Source organism: Frigoribacterium sp. AC759 (genome assembly GCF_979256015.1).
Genome location: NZ_CEEDMT010000024.1, coordinates 1 through 23,180, shown reverse-complemented (window position 1 = coordinate 23,180; position 23,180 = coordinate 1). Strand labels below are relative to the sequence as shown.

Here is a 23,180-nt window from a genome sequence, read left to right as displayed (position 1 = left end):
CGATCGATGACGATCGACCCCACATCCGACGGGCCGTCTCCGACGGCGACCGTGCTCGAGCTGCGCGGCGCACGCAAGACCTTCGGCGCCGTCGTGGCCCTCTCGAGCGGCAGCGTGCGGCTGCGTGCCGGCGAGATCAACGCGCTCGTCGGTGAGAACGGCGCCGGCAAGTCGACCATGGTGAAGATCCTCGCGGGGGTGCACCAGCCCGACAGCGGCGACTTCCTCTTCGACGGCCACCCGATCGTGTTCCGCAGCCCGGCCGAGAGCAAGGCGGCGGGTGTCAGCGTCATCTATCAAGAGCCGACGCTCTTCCCCGATCTGACCGTCGCCGAGAACATCTTCGTCGGGCGTCAGCCCACCACCCGTCTCGGGTTCATCGACCGGGCCGCGATGCGCGCCGACGCCCGGGCGCTCTTCGACCGGCTCGGTGTGCCGATCGACCCCGACCGCGTCGCCGAGGGCCTGTCGATCGCCGATCAGCAGATCATCGAGATCGCCAAGGCCATCTCGCTCGACGCCAAGGTGCTCATCATGGACGAGCCGACGGCGGCTCTGAGCGGCGTCGAGGTCGAGCGCCTCTTCGGGGTCGCCCGGGCGCTGCGCGACCGCGGCAGCGCGATCATGTTCATCTCGCACCGGTTCGACGAGGTCTTCGGTCTCAGCGACCGCATCACCGTCATGCGCGACGGCGCCTTCATCTCCGAGCACACGACCAGCGAGGTCAGCACGCCCGAGATCGTGCGGGCGATGGTCGGTCGCGACGTCGACCAGCTGTTCCCCAAGCAGGAGGCGCGGGTCGGCGACACCGTCGTCCGCGTCGACGGGCTGACCCGGGCGGGCGTCTTCCACGACGTGTCGTTCGAGGTGCGCGCCGGCGAGATCGTCGGGCTCGCCGGTCTCGTCGGGGCGGGTCGCACCGAGGTGGCGCGGGCGCTCTTCGGCATCGACCGCTACGACGCCGGCTCCGTGACGATCGGCGGCCGCAGGCTCGCGCCGCGCGATCCGATGGCCTCGATCAGGGCGGGCATCGGCTTCGTCCCCGAAGACCGCCGCAAGCAGGGTCTCGTGATGGACATGTCGGTCAGCCGCAACACGACGCTCACCCTCCGCACGACGCTCAGTCGTCTCGGGCTGGTCAGCGCGCGGCGCGAGCGCGAGGCGGCGGCCGACTGGTCGCGGCGACTGCAGGTCAAGACCGGCAGTCAGGAGCTCCCCGTGTCGACCCTCTCGGGCGGCAACCAGCAGAAGGTGGTGCTGGCCAAGTGGCTGGCGACCGACCCGACGTTCCTCATCGTCGACGAGCCGACGCGCGGCATCGACGTCGGCACGAAGAGCGAGGTGCACCGGCTGATCAGCGATCTCGCCGGTCGCGGCATCGCGGTGCTGATGATCTCGTCCGAGCTGCCGGAGGTGCTGGGCATGGCCGACCGCGTGCTCGTCATGCGCGAGGGGCGGCTCACTGCCACCTTCGACCGCGACGACGCCACTCCCGAGACGGTCATCAACGCCGCCACCGGCGCCGAGCCCGCGCACACCACCACGACGACGGAGACCCGCCGATGACGACCTCGCACGCCCTCGCCCCCGCGCTCGGCACCGGGCGCAGCCCGTTCGCCTCGCTCGTCCGTCAACGCGAGGTGCCGGTCGCCTCGGCGCTCGTGGTGCTCGTGATCGTGACGACGATCGCCAACCCGCTCTTCGTCTCGGCGCAGGGTGTCAAAGACCTGATGCTGAACGCCACGATCACGGTGATCATGGCCGTCGGCCTCGGTGCCGTCATCATCACGAACAACATCGACCTCTCGGTGGGGTCGATCCTCGGGCTCGTCGCGTTCGGCACGGGCTCGGTGTTCGCCGCGGCGCCCGACATCCCCATCGTCTTCGTCTTCGCGATCGGTCTGGCGCTGGGTGCCCTCCTCGGTGCGATCAACGGGTTCCTGGTGACGGTCGCGCGGGTGCCGTCGCTCGTGATCACCCTCGGCATGCTCTACATCTACCGGGGCGTGAACAACGCCTGGGCCGGCGGTCAGCAGTACTTCGCCGGCGACCGCCCGGCCGCCTTCGGTCGACTGTCGGTCGACACGGTGCTGGGGGTCCCGATCATCACGGTGATCGCGATCGTCGTCGTCGTGCTCGTCGCGGTGTTCCTGGCCCGCACCCGGCCCGGTCGCGATCTGTACGCCATCGGCTCCGACGACGAGGCGGCCCGCCTGTTCGGCATCCCGGTCAGCAAGCGCGTGCTCACGGCGTTCGTGCTGAACGGCACGCTCACCGGTCTCGCCGGCGTCCTGTACGCGTCGCGCTTCAACTCGGTCGGCGCGACCACGGGCACCGGTCTCGAGCTCGACATCGTGGCCGCGGCCGTCGTCGGCGGCATCGCGATCTTCGGCGGCTCGGGCAGCGTCGTGGGCGCCGCGATCGGCGCGGTGCTGCTGACCACCATCACGAGCAGCCTCACGGCGCTCAACGTCGACAAGTTCTGGCAGCAGGCCATCGTCGGCGTCCTCATCCTGACCGCCATCCTCGTCGAACGGATCGCCTCGATCCGCAAGGCGCGGAGACTCCGCACGAGCGAGGCCACCAATGCCTGAGCAGACGACCACCCCCTCGGCCGCGGGCTCCGCGATCGACCCGCGCCGCGCCTCCTCGGCGTCCCGCGACACCGCCGGCGCCTCCGGCGACCGCGACGCTCGCGACGCCGCCCGTCGCGACCCCGAGTCCGCCGCCGAGAGGAGGCTGCGCCGCCGTCGCCTCCTGACCGGCCGCGGCGCGATCATGATCTACGCGCTGCTCGGCACGCTGATCGTCTGCGCGCTGACCGTGCCGCGGTTCGCGAGCGTGCAGACGACCGGGTTCCTGCTGCTCGACGCGATCCCGATCCTGATGATCGCGATGCCGATGGCCCTCGTGATCATCACCGGCGAGATCGACCTCTCGGTCGCCAGCACGGCGGGTCTCACCAGCGCCGCGATGGGCGTGCTGTGGGCGGCGGGCTGGGGCATCCCCGAGATCTTCGTGGTCTGCGTGCTGATCGGCATCGGCTGCGGGGCGCTGAACGGGCTGCTCGTCACCGCGATCGGACTTCCGTCGCTGGCCGTGACGATCGGCACGCTCGCCCTGTACCGCGGGCTCGCCCTCGTGGTGATCGGCGACAACGCCGTCGCCGACTTCCCGCCCGCGCTGACCTCGTTCTTCACGTCGAAGATCGGGGCGACCGGCATCCCCACCGCGATGATCGGCGTCGCCGTCATCATCGCCTTCTTCGGGGTGCTGCTGCACTTCAGCTCGTTCGGCCGCACGCTGCCGGCCATCGGCTTCAGCAAGGAGGCCGCGAGCTTCGTCGGTGTGCACGTCGGCCGCGCCAAGTTCTGGATGTTCGTCGCCACCGGCGTCGTCTCGGCCCTGGTCGGCATCTACTGGACGCTCCGTTACTCGAGCGCTCGCAGCGACAACGCGACCGGCATCGAGCTCGCGGTCATCGCGGCCGTCCTGCTCGGCGGGGTCTCGATCTTCGGCGGACGCGGCAGCATCCCCGGTGTCGTGGCCGGCGTGCTGATCATCTCGAGCGTCAGCTACGCGCTGCGCCTCGGCGGCATCAGCGACGTCGTCCTCAACGTCGTCACCGGTCTGCTGCTCGTCGGCAGCGTCGTCACGCCGAGTCTGATCGCGGTCGTCCGCGAGAAGCGTCGGGCGAGGCGGGCCGCGCGCGACGTGCTCGCCGCCTCGGCGGCCGACGCGGCCTGACCACCCCGACCACCCTGACCACCCCGACCACCACGACAACACCGACCACCTAGACCACCCCACGCACCATCCCCCACAGCAAAGGACGGAACGATGATGTTCACCACCTCCACCAGGCGCAGCGTGCGCCGGGCCGTGTCGACCGCGGCGGCCCTCGCCGGCGTCGCGCTCGTCGCCTCCGGCTGCGCCCTCACGGCCGGCTCGAGCGACGGCGACGCGACCACGGGCTCCGGCTCCGACGGCGAGCAGTCGATCGCGTTCGTGCCGAAGCAGCTGAACAACCCGTACACCGACGTCGTGCTCGGCGGCGGCGAAGAGGCCTCGAAGTCGATCGGCTACGACTACAGCGTCGTCGGTCCGCTCGAGGCCAGCGCCTCGTCGCAGGTCACCTTCATCAACACGCTCACGCAGCAGGGCGCGAACGTCATCGTCATCGCGGCGAACGACCCCGACGCGGTCGGGCCGGCCCTGCAGGAGGCGCGCGACGGCGGCGCGAAGATCGTCGCGTTCGACTCCGACACGAACCCCGACTACCGCGACGTGTTCATCAGCCAGGTCGAGGCGAAGGACGTCGCGCTGATCCAGATCCGCCAGATGAGCGAGCAGATCGGCGGCGAGGGCGACATCGCGATCCTCTCGGCGACCGCGAACGCCACGAACCAGAACGAGTGGATCAAGTACATCGAAGAGGAGGTCGACACGAACCCCGACTACGCGGGGATCAACATCGTCTCGAAGGTCTACGGCGACGACGACGACGCGAAGTCGTTCCAGGAGGCCCAGGGGCTGCTCCAGGCGAACCCCGACCTGAAGGGCATCATCTCGCCCACCACGGTCGGCATCGCCGCGACGGCCCGCTACCTCTCGACCTCCGAGTACAAGGGCGAGGTCGCGCTGACCGGGCTCGGTCTGCCGAACGAGATGCGTGAATTCGTGAAAGACGGAACCGTCACCGCGTTCGCCCTCTGGGATCCTGCGCAGCTCGGCTACGTCGCGGCCTACGCCGGTCAGGCGCTCGTCGACGGCACCATCACGGGCGCCGAGGGCGACACCTTCGAGGCCGGCGACCTCGGTGAGCGCACCGTCGGCGCCGACGGCATCGTGATCGTCGGCCCGCCGACCGAGTTCGACGCCGACAACATCGACGACTACGACTTCTAGTCGTCGCCGCGGGGCCGCCGGGGTGACCACCTCGGCGGCCCCGCCCTCCCTCGGGGCGCGCACCGCGCCTCCTCGGCCCATCCGGCGCGCGAGCGCCCCCGTCGACACCGGAGTCGTCACCCCATGAGCACCAGCACCTCCGCCGTGCACGATCTGCTGCCCCCGATCCGCCGCCGCCGCACCCGCGTCGGGCTCGTGGCCGGCGGTCTCGGCACCTACTGGCCGCAGTTCCCCGGCCTGCTGCCGCAGCTGCAGGAGTCCACCCGCTACGTGGTCGACCGCTTCGGCGGTCTCGACGCCGAGGTGATCGACACGGGCTTCATCTCGGACGCTCAGGAGGCGCGGGTCGCCGCCGACACGCTGCGCACCGCCGACTGCGACCTGATCGTCGTCTTCCTCACGACCTATCTGACGTCGTCGATGGTCCTCCCCATCGCGCAGCGGGCCGGGGTGCCCGTGCTCGTGATCGATCTGCAGCCGACCGAGAGGATGGACCACGAGCGGTTCGACACGGGCATGTGGCTCGCCTACTGCGGGCAGTGCCCGGTGCCCGAGGTCGCGAACGTGTTCCGTCGGGCCGGCATCGAGTTCCGCTCGGTCTCGGGTCATCTGCGGAGCGAGCGCGCGTGGCGGCGCATCGAGCGGTGGGTGCACGCCGCCGGGGTCCGGGCGTGGCTGAGGGAGGCGCGGCACGGCCTGATGGGGCATCTCTACCCGGGCATGCTCGACGTCTCCACCGACCTCACCCTCCTGTCGACGCACTTCGGGTCGCATGTCGAGGTGCTCGAGTTCGACGACCTGCGGGTGCGGGTCGACGCCGTCACCGACGCCGAGGTGCGCGAGCGCGTCGCCCTGGCCCGCGAGGTGTTCGAGGTCGACGCGTCGGTCGGCCAGCAGGACTTCGACTGGGGCGCGCGCGTCTCGGTCGGGCTCGACCGGCTGGTCGCCGACTTCGACCTCGACTCGCTCGCGTACTACCACCGGGGTCTCGAGGGCGAGCAGCACGAGCGGCTCGGCGCCGGGATGATCCTCGGGGCGTCGCTGCTCAACGCGCGGGGGTTGCCGACGGTGGGGGAGTACGAGCTCCGCACCTCGGTCGCGATGCTCGCCGCGCAGGCCCTCGGCGTCGGTGGCTCGTTCACCGAGATCCAGGCGATCGACTTCGACGACGGGGTGGTCGAGATGGGTCACGACGGGCCGGCCCACCTGGCGATCTCGTCGTCACGGCCCGTGCTGCGGGGTCTCGGGGTGTTCCACGGCAAGCGCGGCTACGGCGTCAGCGTCGAGTTCGACGTGCAGCCCGGCCCGGTGACGACCTTCGGTCTCGGACAGGATCGCGACGGCGCCCTGTCGTTCGTCACGAGCGAGGGCGAGGTCGTGCCCGGCCCGCTGCTCGCGATCGGCAACACGACGTCGCGCGTCGACTTCGGCGGCGACCCGGGCGAATGGGTCGACGAGTGGTCGCGGAGCGGCATCGGTCATCACTGGGGACTCTGCGTCGGGCACGTCGCGCGTGACGTCGCGGCGGCGGCCTCGCTGCTCGGAGTCGAGCACCGGCACGTCTCGGCACCCTTCGACGACGCCGACGGCTTCGCCGGCAGCCTCGGCTCGGCGCACCCCTAGACCCTCTTGTCCGCACCACCGGCACTTGCTACGCTCGTGCCATTGAAACGATTCAACGACGAACCGGAGAACACCCCATGACCGCCGACGAGCACGAGCGCTACGCGTTCCGCCTCCAGGTAGCCCCCGAGCGGCTGGCCGACTACACCCGGCGCCACGCCGAGGTCTGGCCCGAGATGCTGCAGGCCCTCCACGACAGCGGCTGGCACGGCTACTCGCTCTTCGCCGCACCCGACGGGCTGCTGATCGGCTACGTCGAGGCCGCGTCGCTCGAGGCCGCGCAGGCCGCGATGGCGCGCACCGACGTCAACACCCGCTGGCAGGCCTCGATGGCCGAGTTCTTCACCTCGCTCGACGGCACCCCGCCCGACGAGGGCTTCGAGCTGCTCACCCAGGTCTTCAACCTCGAGGCGCAGCTCGGCCTGCCGGGCGCCGGCCGCCGCACCACCACCGACACGATCACGGAAGAAGCATCATGACCACCTTCGAGTCCATCGCCCCCACGCTCGAGCGTCAGGCGATCGAGCTGCCCAGCTGGGCCTTCGGCAACTCGGGCACCCGGTTCAAGGTGTTCGGCACCCCGGGCACCCCGCGAAGCGCCGAGGAGAAGATCGCCGACGCGGCGACCGTGCACGAGTACACCGGGCTCGCCCCGAGCGTCGCACTGCACATCCCCTGGGACGAGGTGAGCGACTTCACCGCCCTGCGGTCGTTCGCCGCCGACCACGGCGTCGCGCTCGGCACGGTCAACTCGAACACCTTCCAAGACGAGGCGTACAAGTTCGGCAGCCTGGCGCACAGCGACGCCGCCGTGCGACGCAAGGCGATCGACCACCACCTGCGCTGCCTCGAGATCATGCGCGAGACCGGCTCGCGCGACCTCAAGATCTGGCTCGCCGACGGCACCAACTACCCCGGTCAAGACAGTCTGCGTCAGCGTCAGGACCACCTCGCCGAGTCGCTGGCCGAGATCTACGCCGGGCTCGACCCCGAGCAGCGGCTCGTGCTCGAGTACAAGTTCTTCGAGCCGGCGTTCTATCACACCGACGTGCCCGACTGGGGCACCAGCTACGCCCAGGTGAGCGCCCTCGGCGACCAGGCGCTGACCTGCCTCGACACCGGGCACCACGCCCCGGGCACCAACATCGAGTTCATCGTCATGCAGCTGCTGCGCCTCGGCAAGCTCGGCTCGTTCGACTTCAACTCGCGCTTCTACGCCGACGACGACCTGATCGTCGGCGCCGCCGATCCGTTCCAGCTGTTCCGCATCCTGTTCGAGGTCGTCGACGGCGGCGGGCTCGAGATCGGCTCGCCGGTGCAGTTCATGCTCGACCAGTGCCACAACGTCGAGGACAAGATCCCCGGCCAGATCCGCAGCGTGCTCAACGTGCAAGAGATGACGGCGCGGGCGCTGCTCGTCGACCGGCCCGCGCTCGACTCCGCCCGCGCCGCCCACGACGTGCTCGGCGCCAACGCCGTGCTGATGGACGCCTTCTACGCCGACATCCGCCCCGCCCTCGCCGACTGGCGCGAGGGCCGGGGTCTGCCCCGCGACCCGATGGCGGCGTACCTGGCGAGCGGCACTCAAGAGCGCCTCGCCGACGAACGCGCCGGCGGCACCCAGCTCAGCTGGACCTGAGCCGCGATCGTCCCCGCCCCTCCTCTGCGAACCGAGAACGGACCCATGAACCAGACCCGCACCTCCTCGTCCACCAGCACGACCCCCGCAGCCGCGGCCGACCTGATCGCGCGCAGCAACCGGCTCGGCGCCGACCCGCGCGTGACGAACTACGCCGGCGGCAACACCTCGGCCAAGGGCACCGCGACCGACCCGGCCACGGGCGAGCCCGTCGAGCTCCTCTGGGTGAAGGGCAGCGGCGGCGACCTGGGCACGCTCACCGAGCAGGGCCTCGCGGTGCTGCGGCTCGACCGGCTGCGCGGTCTCGCGAACGTCTACCGGGGCCCCGAGCACGAAGACGAGATGGTCGCCGCGTTCGACTACGCACTGCACGGCAAAGGGGGAGCGGCGCCCTCGATCGACACGGCCATGCACGGTCTCGTCGACGCCGCGCACGTCGATCACCTGCACCCCGACAGCGGTATCGCCATCGCGACCGCCGCCGACGGCGAGCGCCTCACCGCCGAGATCTTCGGCGGGCGCGTCGTCTGGGTGCCGTGGCGCCGACCGGGCTGGCAGCTCGGGCTCGACATCGCCGCGATCAAGGCCGACAACCCCGACGCGATCGGCACGATCCTCGGCGGGCACGGCATCACCGCCTGGGGCGACACGAGCGACGAGGCCGAGGCCAACTCGCGCTGGATCATCGAGACGGCCGAGGCGCACATCGCCGAGCACTCGCGGGCCGACCCGTTCGGCCCCGCTCTCGACGGCTACGCGGCCCTGCCCGAGGCCGAACGTCGCGCCCGGGCTGCCGCGCTCGCCCCGACGATCCGCGGGCTGGCCTCGCACGACGCCCCGCAGGTCGGGCACTTCAGCGACGACCCCGCCGTGCTCGAGTTCCTCGCGAGCGCCGAGCACCCGCGGCTGGCCGCCCTCGGCACCAGCTGCCCCGACCACTTCCTCCGCACGAAGGTCACGCCGCTGCTGCTCGACCTGCCCGCCACCGCCTCCGTCGAGCAGTCCATCGCGCGCCTCCGCGAGCTGCACGAGCAGTACCGCCTCGACTACCAGGCCTACTACGACCGGCACGCGACCCCCGACAGCCCGGCGATCCGCGGGGCCGACCCGCTCATCGTGCTCGTGCCCGGCGTCGGCATGCTCTCGTTCGGCAAAGACGCGCAGACCGCCCGGGTCGCCGGCGAGTTCTACATCAACGCGATCAACGTCATGCGCGGCGCCGAGGGGCTCTCGACCTACGCTCCGATCGACGAGGCCGAGAAGTTCCGCATCGAGTACTGGGCGCTCGAAGAGGCCAAGCTGCGTCGCCTCCCGGCCCCGAAGCGCCTCGCGACCCGCATCGCGCTCGTCACCGGCGCCGCCTCGGGCATCGGCAAGGCCATCGCCACGCGCCTCGCCGCCGAGGGGGCCTGCGTCGTCATCGCCGACCTCGATCTCGCGAAGGCGCAGGCCGCGGCGGCCGAGATCGGCGGGCCCGACGTGGCACGTGGCGTCGCGGCCGACGTGAGCGACGAGGCGGCCGTCAAGGCCTCGATCGACGAGGTGCTGCTGGCCTTCGGCGGTCTCGACCTCGTCGTCAACAACGCCGGGCTCAGCCTGTCGAAGTCGCTCTTCGACACGACCGAGGCCGACTGGGATCTCCAGCACGACGTCATGGCCAAGGGGTCGTTCCTCGTGGCGAAGAACGCCGCGCGCGTGCTCGTCGACCAGGGGCTCGGCGGCGACATCGTCTACATCTCGTCGAAGAACTCCGTCTTCGCCGGTCCGAACAACATCGCCTACAGCGCCACGAAGGCCGACCAGGCCCACCAGGTGCGGCTGCTCGCGGCCGAGCTGGGCGAGCACGGCATCCGGGTCAACGGCATCAACCCCGACGGGGTCGTGAGGGGCTCGGGCATCTTCGCCAGCGGCTGGGGCGCCAACCGGGCCGCGACCTACGGCATCGACGAGCAGGATCTCGGGGCCTTCTACGCCCAGCGCACGATCCTCAAGCGCGAGGTCGTGCCCGAGAACGTCGCCGCCGCCGTCTTCGCCATCTGCACGAGCGACTTCTCGCACACGACCGGGCTGCACGTGCCGGTCGACGCGGGCGTCGCCGCGGCCTTCCTCCGCTGAGCCGACGATGACGACCAGAACCCCGATGGGCGGCGGCACGGTCGCCGCGGTCGACCTCGGCGCCACGAGCGGTCGGGTCATGCTCGGCCGGGTCGATCGCGACGGGGTCCGGTTGCGCCCGGTGGCCCGGTTCGCGAACGACCCCGTGACCCTCCCCGAAGGAGGCGCGGGTCGTCTCGGTCTGCACGGTGTCGGTCTGCACTGGGACGTCCTCGGGCTCTGGCGGTCCGTCACCGCGGGGCTGGCCGCCGCCGTGCGCGACGAGCCGGGGCTGCGGTCGATCGGCGTCGACTCGTGGGCGGTCGACTACGCGCTGCTGCGCGACGGCCGGCTGCTCGGCACGCCGTACCACTACCGCGACGGGCGCACCGCGGCGGGGGTCGAGGCGGTGCACGCCGCGGTGTCGCCCCGTGAGCTGTTCACGCGGGCGGGGCTGCAGCATCTGCCGTTCAACACGGTGTTCCAGCTGGCGGCCGATCGCGCCTCCGGAACCCTGGCCCTCGCCGACCGCGCCCTGCTCGTGCCCGACCTCTTCTCGTGGTGGCTGACCGGGGTGGCGGCGACCGAGTCGACCAACGCGTCGACCACCGGGCTGCTGTCGCCCGTCGAGCGGGCCTTCGACGTCGATCTGATGAACCGCGTCGGCGTCCCCCTCGATCTCTTCGCCCCGCTCGTCGAGCCCGGTGCCGCCCTCGGTCCGCTGCTGCCGTCGGTCGCCTCGGCGATCGGGGCGCCGACGTCGCTCGGGGTCACGGCCGTCGGGTCGCACGACACCGCCTCGGCCGTGGTCGGCGTGCCGCTCGCCGGCGACGACGCGGCCTACGTCTCGAGCGGCACCTGGTCGCTCGTCGGGCTCGAGCTGCCCGCACCCCTCGTCACCGACGAGGCGCGCCTCGCGGGGTTCACCAACGAGGGCGGAGTCGACGGTCGCACCCGGTTCCTGAAGAACGTGTCGGGGCTGTGGCTGCTGAGCGAGTCGATGCGCACCTGGGACGGCGCGGGGGCCACGGCCGCCGAGCGCAGCAGCGACCTCGCCGCCCTGCTCGCCGAGGCGGCCGACGTCACCCGCGCGGTCCCGGTCTTCGACGCCACCGACCAGCGCTTCGCGCCGCCCGGCGACATGCCCGCGCGCATAGGGGCCTGGTGCGTCGAGCACGACGTCGAGCCACCGCGGGGGAGGGCCGAGGTGGTGCGCAGCATCCTCGAGTCGCTGGCCGCCGCCTACGCCGAGACCCTGCGCGACGCCGAACGCCTCTCGGGTCGCCGCATCCGCACCGTGCACGTCGTCGGCGGCGGGTCGCAGAACGCGCTGCTCTGCCAGCTCACGGCCGACCGGACGGGCTGCACCGTGCTCGCCGGGCCGGTCGAGGCCACCGCGCTCGGGAACATCCTCGTCCAGGCCCGCGCGGTCGGCATCGTCGACCCGTCGTCGTCGCTCGAGGCGCTGCGGGCCCTGGTCTCGGCGTCGTCCGCTCCCGTCAGATACCTGCCCCGGGTGCCGTCGCGCGCCTCCTGAACTCCCTCACGCACCTCTCGAAAGGACCACCATGGTCGACCGCAGGATCCCCAATCTCCACGACCTCGCCCCGCTGATGCAGTTCAAGAGGCCGACGTTCGACCTCAAGGCCAAGCGGCTGCGCGAGGCGCTCACGATCGAAGATCTGCGGCGGATCGCGAAGCGCCGCACGCCGACGGCCGCGTTCGACTACACCGACGGCTCCGCCGAGGCCGAGATCTCGCTGCGGCGGGCGCGGCAGGCGTTCCGCGACGTGCAGTTCAACCCGGCGATCCTGCACGACGTCGCCACGGTCGACACCGGCTGGGACGTCCTCGGCGAACGGGTCGAGCAGCCGTTCGGCATCGCGCCGACCGGGTTCACCCGCATGATGCAGACCGAGGGCGAGAAGGCCGGGGCGGCGGCGGCCGCCGCGGCCGGCATCCCGTTCAGCCTGTCGACGATGGGCACCGCGTCGGTGGAGGACGTCGCCGAGGCGGCCCCGGACGGCCGCAACTGGTTCCAGCTCTACATGTGGAAGGACCGCGACCGCTCGATGGCCCTCGTCGACCGGGCCGCCGCGGCCGGGTTCGACACTCTGCTGGTGACGGTCGACGTGCCGGTGGCGGGTGCGCGGCTCCGCGACTCGCGCAACGGCATGACGATCCCGCCGTCGCTGACGCCCAAGACGATCATCGACGCGCTGCCGCGCCCGTGGTGGTGGGTCGACTTCCTCACCACCGAGCCGCTCGCGTTCGCCTCGCTCGACCGCTGGTCGGGCACCGTCGCCGAGCTGCTCAACACGATGTTCGACCCGACCGTCACCTACGACGACCTCGCGTGGATCAAGTCGCAGTGGCCCGGCAAGCTCGTCGTCAAGGGCGTGCAGACCGTCGACGACGCCCGGCGGGTGACCGACCTCGGGGTGGACGCGCTCATCCTGTCGAACCACGGCGGGCGTCAGCTCGACCGGGCGCCGATCCCGTTCCACCTGCTGCCCGACGTCGTCCGCGAGGTCGGAGGCGACACCGAGGTGCACCTCGACACGGGCATCATGTCGGGCGCCGACATCGTGGCCGCGGTCGCCCTCGGCGCGCGCTTCACGCTGATCGGGCGGGCGTACCTGTACGGGCTCATGGCCGGCGGACGCGAGGGGGTGGACCGGGCCATCGAGATCCTGTCGGTCGAGATCGCCCGCACGATGCGCCTCCTCGGGGTGAACTCGCTCGACGAGCTCGAGCCGAAGCACGTCACGCAGCTCGAGCGGCTCGTGCCCCGCGCCCGCGGCTGAGCGTGAGCGTGCCCGTGCCCGTGCCTGCGCTCCTGCCCGTGCCCGTGCCCGTGCCCGCGCTCGTGCCTGCGCTCGTGCCCGTACCTCTGCCTTCGGCGGGTTCCCGTCCTCCGTGGCGGGGCCGCGCGGGCCCCCCCCCGATGACACGGACCCGCCGCACGCCGCGACGCCGAGCGAACCCGAGGCGAGCCGAGGAGGCGCGGTGTGCGTCACACGCCCCCGCATCGTCCACAATGGGGCCGTGACCGACATCGAGACATCGAGACGTGCCGACGGCAGCAGCCGTGACGACATCCGCGGGGCCGTCGACGGCGACCTGCGCGGCGACGTGAGCTTCCTCGGCAGCCTGCTCGGCAGGGTGCTGCGCGAGTCCGGCTCCGACGACCTCTTCCGCGACGTGGAGGCGGTGCGCGCCGCCGTCATCGCCGCGTACGAGGGGGCGGGCGGGGCCTCGCTCGACGACGCGCAGACCATCGTCGACGGTCTCGATCAGGAGCGCGCCGAGCAGGTCGCCCGGGCGTTCACCTGCTACTTCCACCTCAGCAACCTCGCAGAAGAGCACCACCGCGTGCGCGTGCTGCGTCGCCGCGGCAGCGCCCAGCGCACCGCCTTCGACTCGGTCGCCGACACGCTGCAGCAGCTCGTCGCCGAGGTCGGCGCCGACGAGGCCTCGAAGCGCCTCAGCGACCTGCGGTTCCACCCCGTGCTGACGGCGCACCCCACCGAGGCGCGGCGCCGCGCCGTCGCGTCGACCATCCGTCGCATCAGCGACCTGATGGACGAGCGCGACCGGCTGCAGAACGACATCGCCGTCGCCGAGGCCGAGCGCCGTCTCCTCGAAGAGGTCGACACCCTCTGGCGCACGTCGCCGCTCCGCACCACGCGCCCCACCCCGCTCGACGAGGTGCGCACGGCGATGAGCGTCTTCGACCAGACCCTGTTCGAGATCGTGCCGCAGGTGTACCGCCTGCTCGACGACCGCCTCCTCGGCGACCGGGCCGGCCGCGAACCCGCCGTCGCCCCCGCGTTCCTCCGACTCGGCAGCTGGATCGGCGGCGACCGCGACGGCAACCCGCACGTCACCGCCGAGGTCACCCGCCAGGCCGCCGACATCGCGGCCGAGCACGTGCTGCTCGGGCTGCACCGGGCCGCATCCCGCGTGGGCGCCACCCTCACCCTCGACGAGGCCGACACGCCCGCCGATGCGACGCTGATCGCCCTCGCCGACGCGCAGCGGGCCCTCGACCCCGAGCTCGCGTCGAGCATCGGGGTCCGCTCGCCGAACGAGACCCACCGCCGCGTGCTGCTATTCGTCGCGGCGCGCATCGAGGCCACACGCCGCGACGGCGACCCGCTCGGCTACGACGCGCCCGAGCAGCTGCTCGCCGACCTCCGCGTGGTGCAGCACTCGCTGCGTGCGGCCGGTGCGCATCGTGCCGCGAACGGCGAGCTGCAGGGCCTCGTCTGGCAGGTCGAGACCTTCGGGTTCCACCTCGCCGAGCTCGAGGTCCGTCAGCACTCGCAGGTGCACCGCACGGCGCTCGCCGAGCTGCGCGCCGGGGGCGAGACGAGCCCGATGACCGACGAGGTCCTCGCCGTCTTCCGCACCATCAAAGATCTGCAGGTGCGCTACGGGGTCCGTGCCGCCTCCCGCTACATCGTGTCGTTCACGCAGTCGTCCGCCGATCTCGCAAACGTGCACGAGCTCGCCGCGTACGCCCTCGGGTCGGCCGAGGCCGCGCCCGTGCTCGACGTGGTGCCGCTGTTCGAGACGTTCGCCGACCTCGAGGCGAGCACGCGCATCCTCGAGGAGGCGCTGGGCACCGAGGTCGTGCAGCGTCGCCTCTCCGAGACGGGGCGCCGCCTCGAGGTGATGCTCGGCTACTCCGACTCGTCGAAGGACGTCGGGCCGGTGTCGGCGACCTTCGCCCTGTACGACGCGCAGGCGCGCATCGCCGACTGGGCGGCCGCGAACGACATCACGCTGACGCTCTTCCACGGTCGGGGCGGGGCCCTCGGTCGCGGGGGCGGACCGGCGAACGAGGCCGTGCTGGCGCAGCCGCCGCACTCGGTCGACGGGCGCTTCAAGATCACCGAGCAGGGCGAGGTCATCGTCGCCCAGTACGGCAATCAGGCGATCGGCGCCCGGCACCTCGAGCAGATGGCCGCCGCGACGCTGCTGGCGTCGAGCCCGTCGAACGAGGCCGAGAACGCCGAGGCCGCCACCCGCTTCGCCGACGTGGTCGCCACGATGGACGAGGCGTCGCGGGCGACCTTCTTCAGACTGGTCAAGGCCGAGGGCTTCGCCTCGTGGTTCGCCGCCGTCACCCCGATGGAGGAGGTCGGCCTGCTCGCACTCGGCTCACGCCCGGCCCGTCGTGGGCTGTCGGTCGAGTCGCTCGAGGACCTGCGGGCGATCCCGTGGGTGTTCGCCTGGACCCAGGCCCGCATCAACCTGGCCGGCTGGTACGGACTCGGCTCGGCCCTCGCGGCCGTCGGCGACGTCGACCTGCTGCGCGACGCGTACAAGACGTGGCCGCTGTTCCGCACGATGGTGAAGAACGTCGAGCTGTCGCTCGCGAAGACCGACGGGCACATCGCCCGCGAGTACCTCGGCCTGGCCGAGCGCGACGACCTCGCCGGAGCCGTGCTCGACGAGATGGCGCTCACCCGCGAGTGGGTGCTGAAGGTCAGCGAGCACGCCGAGGTGCTCGACGGGCGCCCGGTGCTGAGCCGCTCGGTGCGTCTGCGCAGCCCGTACGTCGACGCGTTGTCGCTGCTGCAGCTGCGGGCGCTCCGGTCGATCCGCGTGAACGGCGGCGGCGACCCGGCCGACGCCGACCACCGCCTCCTGCTGCTCACCGTGAACGGGATCGCCGCCGGCCTGCAGAACACGGGCTGATCCGACGAGCGGGCTCGCCGCTTAGCCCGCGCGCCGGGCTCGACGGTGGTCAGAAGTCGCCCTTCTCCGCGATGCGAGGGGCGGGTTCTGCCCACCCTCGAGCGTGCGCGACGGCTGCCGGCGTCAGCCTGCGCGCGTGTACGTCGTCTCGGCGTCGTACGACTTGGCCGGGCCGCGCACCGTCCACCGCTCGACGAACGACGTGGGCGTCAGAACGCGCGTCTCGACGAGGTAGTCGTCGGGGGCGCACGGGTGCCGCGCCTCCCAGGCTCCGGACCGCAGGTCGAGGTCGACGAAGTGCCGACCGTCGGCGAACCGGACGTCGAGCGACCCGTCCGCCCGCGGGTGATACGTGAGCCGACGAGCCGCGGAGGCGCGGTGCGAGCCCCGCACGACCTCCCCCTCCTCGACGTACGAGGCGGGTCGATCGGGTGCGGCGCCCGCCGGCTCGACGGTCGCGTATCCCGTGAAGACGGTCTCGTCGCCCACGAGCCGGTCGACGATGCGGCGTTCGACGCGCCAACGACCGAGCAGCAGCGGGAGGGTGTCCATCCGTCCAGTGTCGCGCACGGCCCGTCGCGCACGGCCCGTCGTCCGGTCGGACGCCGCGAAACGGCCGTCGCCCCGCCGGATCCCGCGCACGCGCGATCCCGTGGTTCCGCGGTCGGTCCGCGGTGCCACGCAGGGGCCGGTGCCGTCGAGCCGCCCACGCGCGAACTCCGACCTTCGGTCGATCCGGCGGGCCGGGCGCCCTCCTTAGGCTCGGGGCATGACCTCCTCGGCATCGACCCCCCACGCGGCGCCGGTCGCGCCGTCGCTCCCGGCGGCGCCGCCGGCCCCGGCGCCCGTCTCGCCGGCCCCGCCGCGGCGTCCCGCGACCGGTGCGGGGCCCGGCCGCGCGCACCTGTCCCGGGCACGGCGCGTCTGGGCCGAGACCTGGAGACTCGGCCTCGCGACGCTGGTGGGCCTCCTGGCCTTCGCGCTCGTCTGGCCCGAGACGGCCACCGCCGACTGGAGCGACGCCCGGCTCGGGCTCGGCATGATGGGCGATCTCGCCGTCGGTGTCGCCACCCTGGTGCTCGTCGCGTTCCGGCATCGCGCACCTTTCGTCATCGCGCTGATCCTGGCGCTCTGCGGGGGCGTCTCGACCCTCGCGACCGGTGCCGCCGTCCTCGGCCTCGTCTCGCTCGCGACCCGTCGCCGCGCTCGCGAGCTGGCGACCGTCGGGCTCGTGTACCTCGCCGCGGGCTGGTTCTCGGAGTCGGTGATGTTCCCCGCGATGGGCGACTCCCTGCCCGCCTGGCAGCTGCTGCTCAGCGGCGTCGTCCTCTACGCCCTCGTCGTGGCCGTCGGCGCCGCCATCGGCAGCCGTCGCGACCTGATCGCCTCGCTGCGCGACCGGGCGGTGCTCGCCGAGCATGAGCAGGCCCTCCGGGAGGAGCGCATCCGCGACCACGAACGCGCCCGGATCGCCCGTGAGATGCACGACGTCCTCGGCCACCGTCTCTCGCTCGTGGCCCTCCACGCCGGTGCCCTCGAGTACCGGGGTCGCGATCTGAGCCCCGACGAGGTCGTCGAGACGGCGGGCGTCGTTCGCGACAACGCGCAGTCCGCCCTCAGCGAGCTGCGCGACGTGCTCGGGGTGCTGCGCGACCCGTCGACCACGGGGGAGTCCGAGGTCACGCAGATCGCGCCTCCTCAACCGACCCTCGCCGATCTGCCGGGTCTGCTCGACGAGGCCCGGGCGGCGGGCGCAGTCGTCGCCTGCACCATCGACGACCGCACGACGAGCGCCCTGGTCGATCTGCCGACCTCGCTGAGTCGGCACGCGTACCGCATCGTCCAGGAGTCGTTGACGAACGCGAGGAGGCACGCCCCGGCTCAACCGGTCGACATCGCCTTCACGGGCGGGGCCGGCGGAACACTACGCATCGTCGTCGGCAACCCGTCGATCGAGCACCGCGCGTCGGCGCCGGGGCACGGTCTCACCGGTCTGGCGGAGCGCGTGCGACTTGTCGGCGGCACGTTCCAGGCGGGGCCCGACGGGCACGGGCGGCACGTCGTCGAGGCGGTGCTCCCGTGGATCTGACCGCCGCCTCCACCGCCACCGCACCGGTCCGCGTCGTGATCGTCGACGACGAGACCCTCGTCCGCACCGGTCTGCGCCTCCTGCTCGGAGGCGACCGGGGCATCGAGGTGGTCGGCGAGGCCTCCGACGGTCTCGAGGCCGAAGCGGTGATTGATCGGACCGAGCCCGACGTCGTGTTGATGGACATCCGGATGCCGCGCTGCGACGGTCTCGTCGCCACCGAGCGCGAGCTCGCGAGGCGACCCGACCTCGCCGTGCTCGTGCTCACCACCTTCGACGCCGACGAGCTGGTGCTCTCGGCCCTGCGGCTCGGCGCCCGGGGGTTCCTGGTGAAGGACACCCCGCCGCACGAGCTCGTGCAGGCCGTGCGGACCGTCGCGGAGGGGCGCTCGATCCTGTCTCCGTCGGTGCTCGACCGGGTGATCGGGGTCGCCGCCGGGCGGATCGGCACCGAGGCGCCGGCGCCGGCGCAGGCGCCGACGGTCGGCCGGGTCGAGCGCGAGCGCTTCGACCGGCTGACCGACCGCGAGGCCGAGGTCGCCCTCGCGGTGGCCCGCGGTGCGACGAACGCGCAGATCGCTGCCGACCTGTTCGTCAGCATCGCCACGATCAAGACGCACGTCGGGCACGTCTACGAGAAGCTCGAGGTCGACAACCGGGTGCAGGTGGCGCTGCTCGTGCACGCCGCCGGGCGGGGCTCGGCGACGATCTCGTAACAGCGTCGCCGGGAGGTCGACCCCGGCGAGGGCTGCTGCCATGATCATCGGAGGGCCGCTCGCCGATCGGGTGCCTCGTCTCGAGAGCTCCTCTCGCCCGACCAGGAGGTCACCGCCGTGTCTGCCCGCACGAATCGTCCGTCGTCCCGTCTCCGCCACCCGCGCCTCCTCGGCTCCGCGGCTCTGTCGGCCGTCGCCCTGCTGGCGCTCGCCGCATGCGCCTCGGCCCCCGAGCCCTCCGTCGACCCGGCGTCGACCGACTCGACGCACTGCTCGCGCATGGTCACGAACTCGGGTGGCCTCGACGACCGCTCGTTCAACCAGTCGAGCTGGGCCGGGCTGCAGAAGGCCGAGAAGGAGGACGGCATCGCGGCCGAGGTGCTCGTCTCGACCAACGAGACCGACCTGGCGCCGAACGTCGCGCAGGCCGTCGCCTCGGGGTGCGGCTTCGTGCTGACCGTGGGTTACGAGCTCGCTCCGGCGACGGAGGAGCAGGCGGCGGCGAACCCCGACATCGACTTCGCCATCGTCGACGAGACCGTCGAGGGCGAGAACGTCAAGCCGATCGTGTTCGACACGGCGCAGGCGTCGTACCTCGCGGGCTATCTCGCCGCGGGCGTCTCGAAGACCGGCACCGTGGCGACGTTCGGCGGCGGCAACCAGCCCCCGGTGACCCTGTTCATGGACGGCTTCTCCGACGGCGTCGACGCCTACAACGAGGCGCACGGCACGACGGTGAAGCTGCTCGGCTGGGACAAGGCCGCGCAGGACGGCTCGTTCACGGGCGACTTCGAAGACGTCAACAAGGGCAAGCAGCTGGCTCAGGCGCTGATCGACCAGGGCGCCGACGTCATCATGCCGGTGGCCGGTCAGGTCGGCGAGGGGGCCGCGTCGGCCGCGCTCGACGCCGGCGACGTGTCGGTGGTCTGGGTCGACAACGACGGCTACGACACGCTGCCCGCCGAGTACCGGCCCATCCTGCTGACCTCGGTCATCAAGGACACCGAGCAGGCCGTCCAGGACATCGCGATCTCGTCGGCGGACGGGTCGTTCACGAACGAGCCGTACGTCGGCACGCTCGACAACGACGGCGTCGGGCTGGCGTCGTTCCACGACCTGGAGTCGTCGGTGCCGGCGGAGCTGAACGGCGAGCTCGACGCCCTCCGCGCCGACATCGTCAGCGGGGCCGTGACGGTGGAGTCGCCCAGCGCGCCCTAGCCCGCCGCGTCGATGAGTCACGACGCGCCGTGCCCTTCAGGAGGAGCGCGGCATGTCGTGACTAATCGAGCGACGCCGTCTCAACCCTCAGGAGGAGCGGGTCGGCCAGGTCTTGACCTCAAGACATAACAGTCGGTAGCATTTCGCACGTCGCACCCACCGTGCGGCCTCGGAAGCCGACTGACGAACCGCAGCGGCTCTCGCTGCGCTCGCGGTTCATTCGAGGTGTTATTCATGATCCTGCCACGCCAAACGCTGTCGACCCTGCTCGTGACCGCGAATCTCGTTCTGGGCTCCGTCGCCGTGATGACCCCCGCGCCCGCATCGGCCGCCCCGGCTGGATGCCCCGTCCGCGGACTGGGCTGCACCTACGAGAACAATAACTACGGTGGCGGCAACATCAACTTCTATGAATACGTCAGAAACTTCGAGAGTGTCGGTTACTGGGCGCGGACCTTCCATACGCGGACCAATGACGCGGGTTCGTCCGGATTCAACAACGGGCAGTCCGGGATGGCGGCTCGTTGGTACAAGCATGCGAATTACACGGGTCCGTACATCCATGCTGATAAAGGCAAGGGAGTCAATTTCAGTGCCAAGGGCCTGAATGATCAGATCTCTTCTGCGTGCTTCAGGGCTTACTGCTGATGGAGAGCCTCCGCGGAGGGCTCTCACGTGCACTCGGGGTCGGAATCATAGCCGTCTCAGTCGTCTTCGTGTCTTCTTGCTCGACTGCCTCGGTGAATGAGTCTCAACTGACGCTGCCCGAGAAGAACGAACAGAGGTGGGTCCTGCCTCTCGACCCGTACCAGTGGCCGCTTGTGGATCCTGTCTCCGATGCCGAGCAGGTCATCGTCGCATCGTGCCTTGCGAAGGTGGGATACGAGTGGCGCGTCGTACCGACTGAGGATGGAGCGAGTCCGCCGGAATCCTGGAGCGACGCCGGCCGCAAGCTCTTCTCCGTCGGGCTCGCAGACAGATACGGCTACGGGAACTCTCCAATGCTCGATCAGGCCCAGGCCCGAATGGACGCGGATCGCGCGAACCGCGCAGTCTCGCAACAGCACCCTGAGGCAGTCGACGCCTGTTTCGAAGAGACTGCTCCGGTTCTCGGTGTCGTGGATGGCTCTGCATACGACTTGGCTCAGCAGATAGGCAACCTCGCTTACGCCCAAGCAGAGCAGTCGCTCGAGGTCCGCGAAGCCGCAGGGGACTGGCGGGCGTGCATGAGGGATGTCGGTCTGCCTGATCTGCCGGATGTGCCAGAGGAGATGCCCCCGGCGTCGGTCGACATGGGTGACGGCGGCGATGCCATCGATGCTCCGTTCCGGAGTGGTGACGAACTCGATGTGCCCACCGAGGTGCGTCGCGTCGCTGTCGCGGATGCCAGCTGCCGAGACTCCACCGGCTACACGACGACCTTCTACGACGCCGAATGGGACGCCCAGGTAGAAGCCATGGACTCCCGAATCGACGATCTGGAGCGGTTCGGGCAGCAGGCTGAAGAGCAGCGCGCTCTCGCCGAGAGGTACCTCGCAGAGAACGCTGTCTCGCCGTGAGGGGACGTTCACGATTCGTTCTGATCGTCCCCGCGGCGGCAGTCGTGTCGGCGGCCCTCGCGGGGTGTGCGACCGATGCTGCCCAGCGCACGGACCTCGACCTGCCCGCAAAGAACCAGTCCCAGTGGCGACTCCCGCTCGACCAGTACATGCCACCGCTGTTAAACGTCGAGTATGACGCCCAGCAGGTGTTCGTCCACAAGTGCATGGCTGAGGCTGGGCACGAGTGGGTGGTCCGTCTCGACCCTCCGGGTACCACGACCGGCGAGTCCTGGAACGCTGCGGGCCGCAAGCTCTTCTCAGTCGAGCTCGGCGAAACGTTCGGTTACGGGAACTCCGGCGAGATCGCGAGATCGCCGGAAGCTGAACAGGCTTGGCTCGATGGAGAGAAATCCAGACGGGCTGTGGCTGAACAGGCGCCGGAAGCCGCCGAGAGTTGTTTCGACCAGAGCACGGCAGTCCTGGACGACGAACCGAGTTGGCAGGTCTACGACCTGGCGATGGAGATCGCGGGTGGCGCTTCTGGTGATGCGCAACAGTCTTCGGAGGTCAAAGAGGCGGCCTCTCGATGGCGCGAATGCATGGCCGACGTAGGGCTCCCGGATCTCCCGGCCGTGCCCGAGGAGATGCCGCCGGCATCCGTCGATGACGGGGGTGGCCCGGCCATCGACGCGCCGTACTCGGTCGGCGACGAATTCGACGTCTCCGCGGAGGAACGCCGGGTGGCGGTCGCGGATGCGACGTGTCAAGGCTCCTCGGGGTATGCGAGCGCCCTGTACGACGCGGAGTGGGATGCGCAGGCGGAAGCCATGAAGTCGCATGCGGACGTCCTCGTGCGGTACGGCCATCAACTCGAAGAGCAACGAGCTCGCGCCGAGGCCTATCTCGCGGAGAACGCGCCCGAGGTCCGATGAGCTCCTCGCGCCCCCTCGTGATGAGAGGTGAAGGATGACCTTCATCCGTTCCCGCAGGGCCCTCGCCGTCGGCGGGAGCGTGGCGATCGTCGCGCTCCTCGCCGGCGGCTGGGGGCTGGCCTACGCGTTCGAGTCGCCCGCCCAGCGCGAGGCGGCCGCGACCGCCCCGTCACCGCTCCCGGTGACGACCGAGGTCCGGGTCGGCGACCTCACACGCCGCATCACCTTCCAGGCGACGGTGGGTCGCACCGGCCTCATGTCCGTCGCGTTGCCGTCTCCGGCCGCCGAGCCGGCCTACGTGACCGGGAAGCCCACGTCGGCGGGCGCCCCCGTCACCGCGGGCCAGGTCGTCACCGAGGTCAACGGTCGCCCGGTGTTCGCCGTGACCGGCGGCTTCCCCTTCTACCGCGAACTCCGTCGAGACCACACGGGCCCCGACGTGCGACAACTGCAGGCGGCCCTGCGCGACGCCGGCATCCCCACGACCGTCGACGGTGTGTTCGGCGCCGGTACCGAACGGTCGCTGGCGGCGCTCTACTCGCGAACCGGACACGCGCCTCCTACCGTGGTCGACGTCGAGGAGGACCGGGGCGCCCCCGGCACGGACGCCACCCCCGGCACGGGCGCGGCCGTCGACGCGACAGGCGCTCAGTCCGCACCGGCAGGCACTCCTGCGCCCGCACCCTCCCCGAGCGCCGGCCCCGCCCCCTC

General features: G+C 71.3%; 19 protein-coding genes. 18 read left to right on the top strand and 1 reads right to left on the bottom strand.

Annotated elements, in window-relative coordinates:
- Window positions 1-6 precede the first annotated feature (6 nt).
- The 11 genes from ACZ6JE_RS12935 (at window position 7) to ACZ6JE_RS12885 (ending at window position 15,973) form a co-directional block, all read left to right on the top strand.
- Complete coding sequence (locus ACZ6JE_RS12935; protein WP_243215383.1) at window positions 7-1,566, top strand: sugar ABC transporter ATP-binding protein; 1,560 nt, start codon at window positions 7-9, stop codon at window positions 1,564-1,566.
- Window positions 1,563-2,594 (top strand): ABC transporter permease, encoded by a 1,032-nt coding sequence (locus ACZ6JE_RS12930; protein ID WP_192061472.1) that lies wholly within the window; start codon window positions 1,563-1,565, stop codon window positions 2,592-2,594. Before ACZ6JE_RS12935 ends, ACZ6JE_RS12930 begins: the two co-directional genes overlap by 4 nt.
- The gene (locus ACZ6JE_RS12925) at window positions 2,587-3,747 is read left to right on the top strand and encodes an ABC transporter permease (protein WP_464319204.1); all 1,161 of its coding nucleotides are present in this window, start codon (window positions 2,587-2,589) and stop codon (window positions 3,745-3,747) included. Before ACZ6JE_RS12930 ends, ACZ6JE_RS12925 begins: the two co-directional genes overlap by 8 nt.
- Before the next feature lie 96 nt (window positions 3,748-3,843).
- Window positions 3,844-4,908 (top strand): rhamnose ABC transporter substrate-binding protein, encoded by a 1,065-nt coding sequence (gene rhaS, locus ACZ6JE_RS12920; RefSeq protein ID WP_464319211.1) that lies wholly within the window; start codon window positions 3,844-3,846, stop codon window positions 4,906-4,908.
- Window positions 4,909-5,031: 123 nt separating this feature from the next.
- Window positions 5,032-6,531: an arabinose isomerase gene (locus ACZ6JE_RS12915; RefSeq protein WP_464319203.1), complete on the top strand. Its 1,500-nt coding sequence runs from the start codon at window positions 5,032-5,034 to the stop codon at window positions 6,529-6,531.
- 77 nt (window positions 6,532-6,608) lie between these two features.
- Window positions 6,609-7,010, top strand: coding sequence for an L-rhamnose mutarotase (locus ACZ6JE_RS12910; RefSeq protein ID WP_192061526.1), 402 nt, complete (start codon window positions 6,609-6,611; stop codon window positions 7,008-7,010).
- On the top strand, window positions 7,007-8,170 hold the full coding sequence (rhaI, locus tag ACZ6JE_RS12905; protein WP_464319202.1) for an L-rhamnose isomerase: 1,164 nt from the start codon (window positions 7,007-7,009) through the stop codon (window positions 8,168-8,170). Before ACZ6JE_RS12910 ends, rhaI begins: the two co-directional genes overlap by 4 nt.
- Window positions 8,171-8,215: 45 nt before the next feature.
- Window positions 8,216-10,285 carry a bifunctional aldolase/short-chain dehydrogenase gene (locus tag ACZ6JE_RS12900; RefSeq protein ID WP_464319201.1) on the top strand — a complete coding sequence of 690 codons (2,070 nt, stop codon included), beginning with the start codon at window positions 8,216-8,218 and terminating at the stop codon, window positions 10,283-10,285.
- A 7-nt stretch (window positions 10,286-10,292) separates the two neighbouring features.
- Window positions 10,293-11,801 carry a rhamnulokinase gene (locus ACZ6JE_RS12895; protein ID WP_464319200.1) on the top strand — a complete coding sequence of 503 codons (1,509 nt, stop codon included), beginning with the start codon at window positions 10,293-10,295 and terminating at the stop codon, window positions 11,799-11,801.
- Window positions 11,802-11,832: 31 nt separating this feature from the next.
- Window positions 11,833-13,071, top strand: coding sequence for an alpha-hydroxy acid oxidase (locus tag ACZ6JE_RS12890; RefSeq protein ID WP_464319199.1), 1,239 nt, complete (start codon window positions 11,833-11,835; stop codon window positions 13,069-13,071).
- Between the two features lie 241 nt (window positions 13,072-13,312).
- Window positions 13,313-15,973 (top strand): phosphoenolpyruvate carboxylase, encoded by a 2,661-nt coding sequence (locus ACZ6JE_RS12885; protein WP_464319198.1) that lies wholly within the window; start codon window positions 13,313-13,315, stop codon window positions 15,971-15,973.
- 123 nt (window positions 15,974-16,096) lie between these two features.
- Here the strand turns inward: ACZ6JE_RS12885 and ACZ6JE_RS12880 are convergent, their stop codons facing one another.
- Entirely contained in the window at window positions 16,097-16,525 is a 429-nt protein-coding gene (locus tag ACZ6JE_RS12880) for a DUF6314 family protein (RefSeq protein ID WP_464319197.1), read from the bottom strand.
- Between the two features lie 217 nt (window positions 16,526-16,742).
- On the opposite strand from ACZ6JE_RS12880, the gene ACZ6JE_RS12875 reads away from it, so the two are divergent.
- The 7 genes from ACZ6JE_RS12875 to ACZ6JE_RS12845 all read left to right on the top strand — a co-directional run.
- A complete protein-coding gene (locus ACZ6JE_RS12875) occupies window positions 16,743-18,062 on the top strand; it encodes a sensor histidine kinase (protein ID WP_464319196.1) in 1,320 nt (439 codons plus the stop codon).
- Window positions 18,053-18,778, top strand: a complete 726-nt coding sequence (locus ACZ6JE_RS12870; protein ID WP_464319195.1) for a response regulator transcription factor — start codon at window positions 18,053-18,055, stop codon at window positions 18,776-18,778. Before ACZ6JE_RS12875 ends, ACZ6JE_RS12870 begins: the two co-directional genes overlap by 10 nt.
- Before the next feature lie 117 nt (window positions 18,779-18,895).
- The gene (locus ACZ6JE_RS12865) at window positions 18,896-19,996 is read left to right on the top strand and encodes a BMP family lipoprotein (RefSeq protein ID WP_464319194.1); all 1,101 of its coding nucleotides are present in this window, start codon (window positions 18,896-18,898) and stop codon (window positions 19,994-19,996) included.
- 234 nt (window positions 19,997-20,230) lie between these two features.
- Window positions 20,231-20,644, top strand: coding sequence for a peptidase inhibitor family I36 protein (locus ACZ6JE_RS12860; protein ID WP_464319193.1), 414 nt, complete (start codon window positions 20,231-20,233; stop codon window positions 20,642-20,644).
- A gap of 92 nt (window positions 20,645-20,736) precedes the next feature.
- Entirely contained in the window at window positions 20,737-21,555 is an 819-nt protein-coding gene (locus tag ACZ6JE_RS12855) for a hypothetical protein (RefSeq protein ID WP_464319192.1), read from the top strand.
- A complete protein-coding gene (locus tag ACZ6JE_RS12850; RefSeq protein WP_464319191.1) occupies window positions 21,552-22,469 on the top strand; it encodes a hypothetical protein in 918 nt (305 codons plus the stop codon). The genes ACZ6JE_RS12855 and ACZ6JE_RS12850 overlap by 4 nt, the downstream gene beginning before the upstream one ends.
- A 34-nt stretch (window positions 22,470-22,503) precedes the next feature.
- Window positions 22,504-23,180 (top strand): peptidoglycan-binding domain-containing protein (locus ACZ6JE_RS12845; protein ID WP_464319190.1); only part of this gene is annotated, 677 nt, incomplete at its 3' end.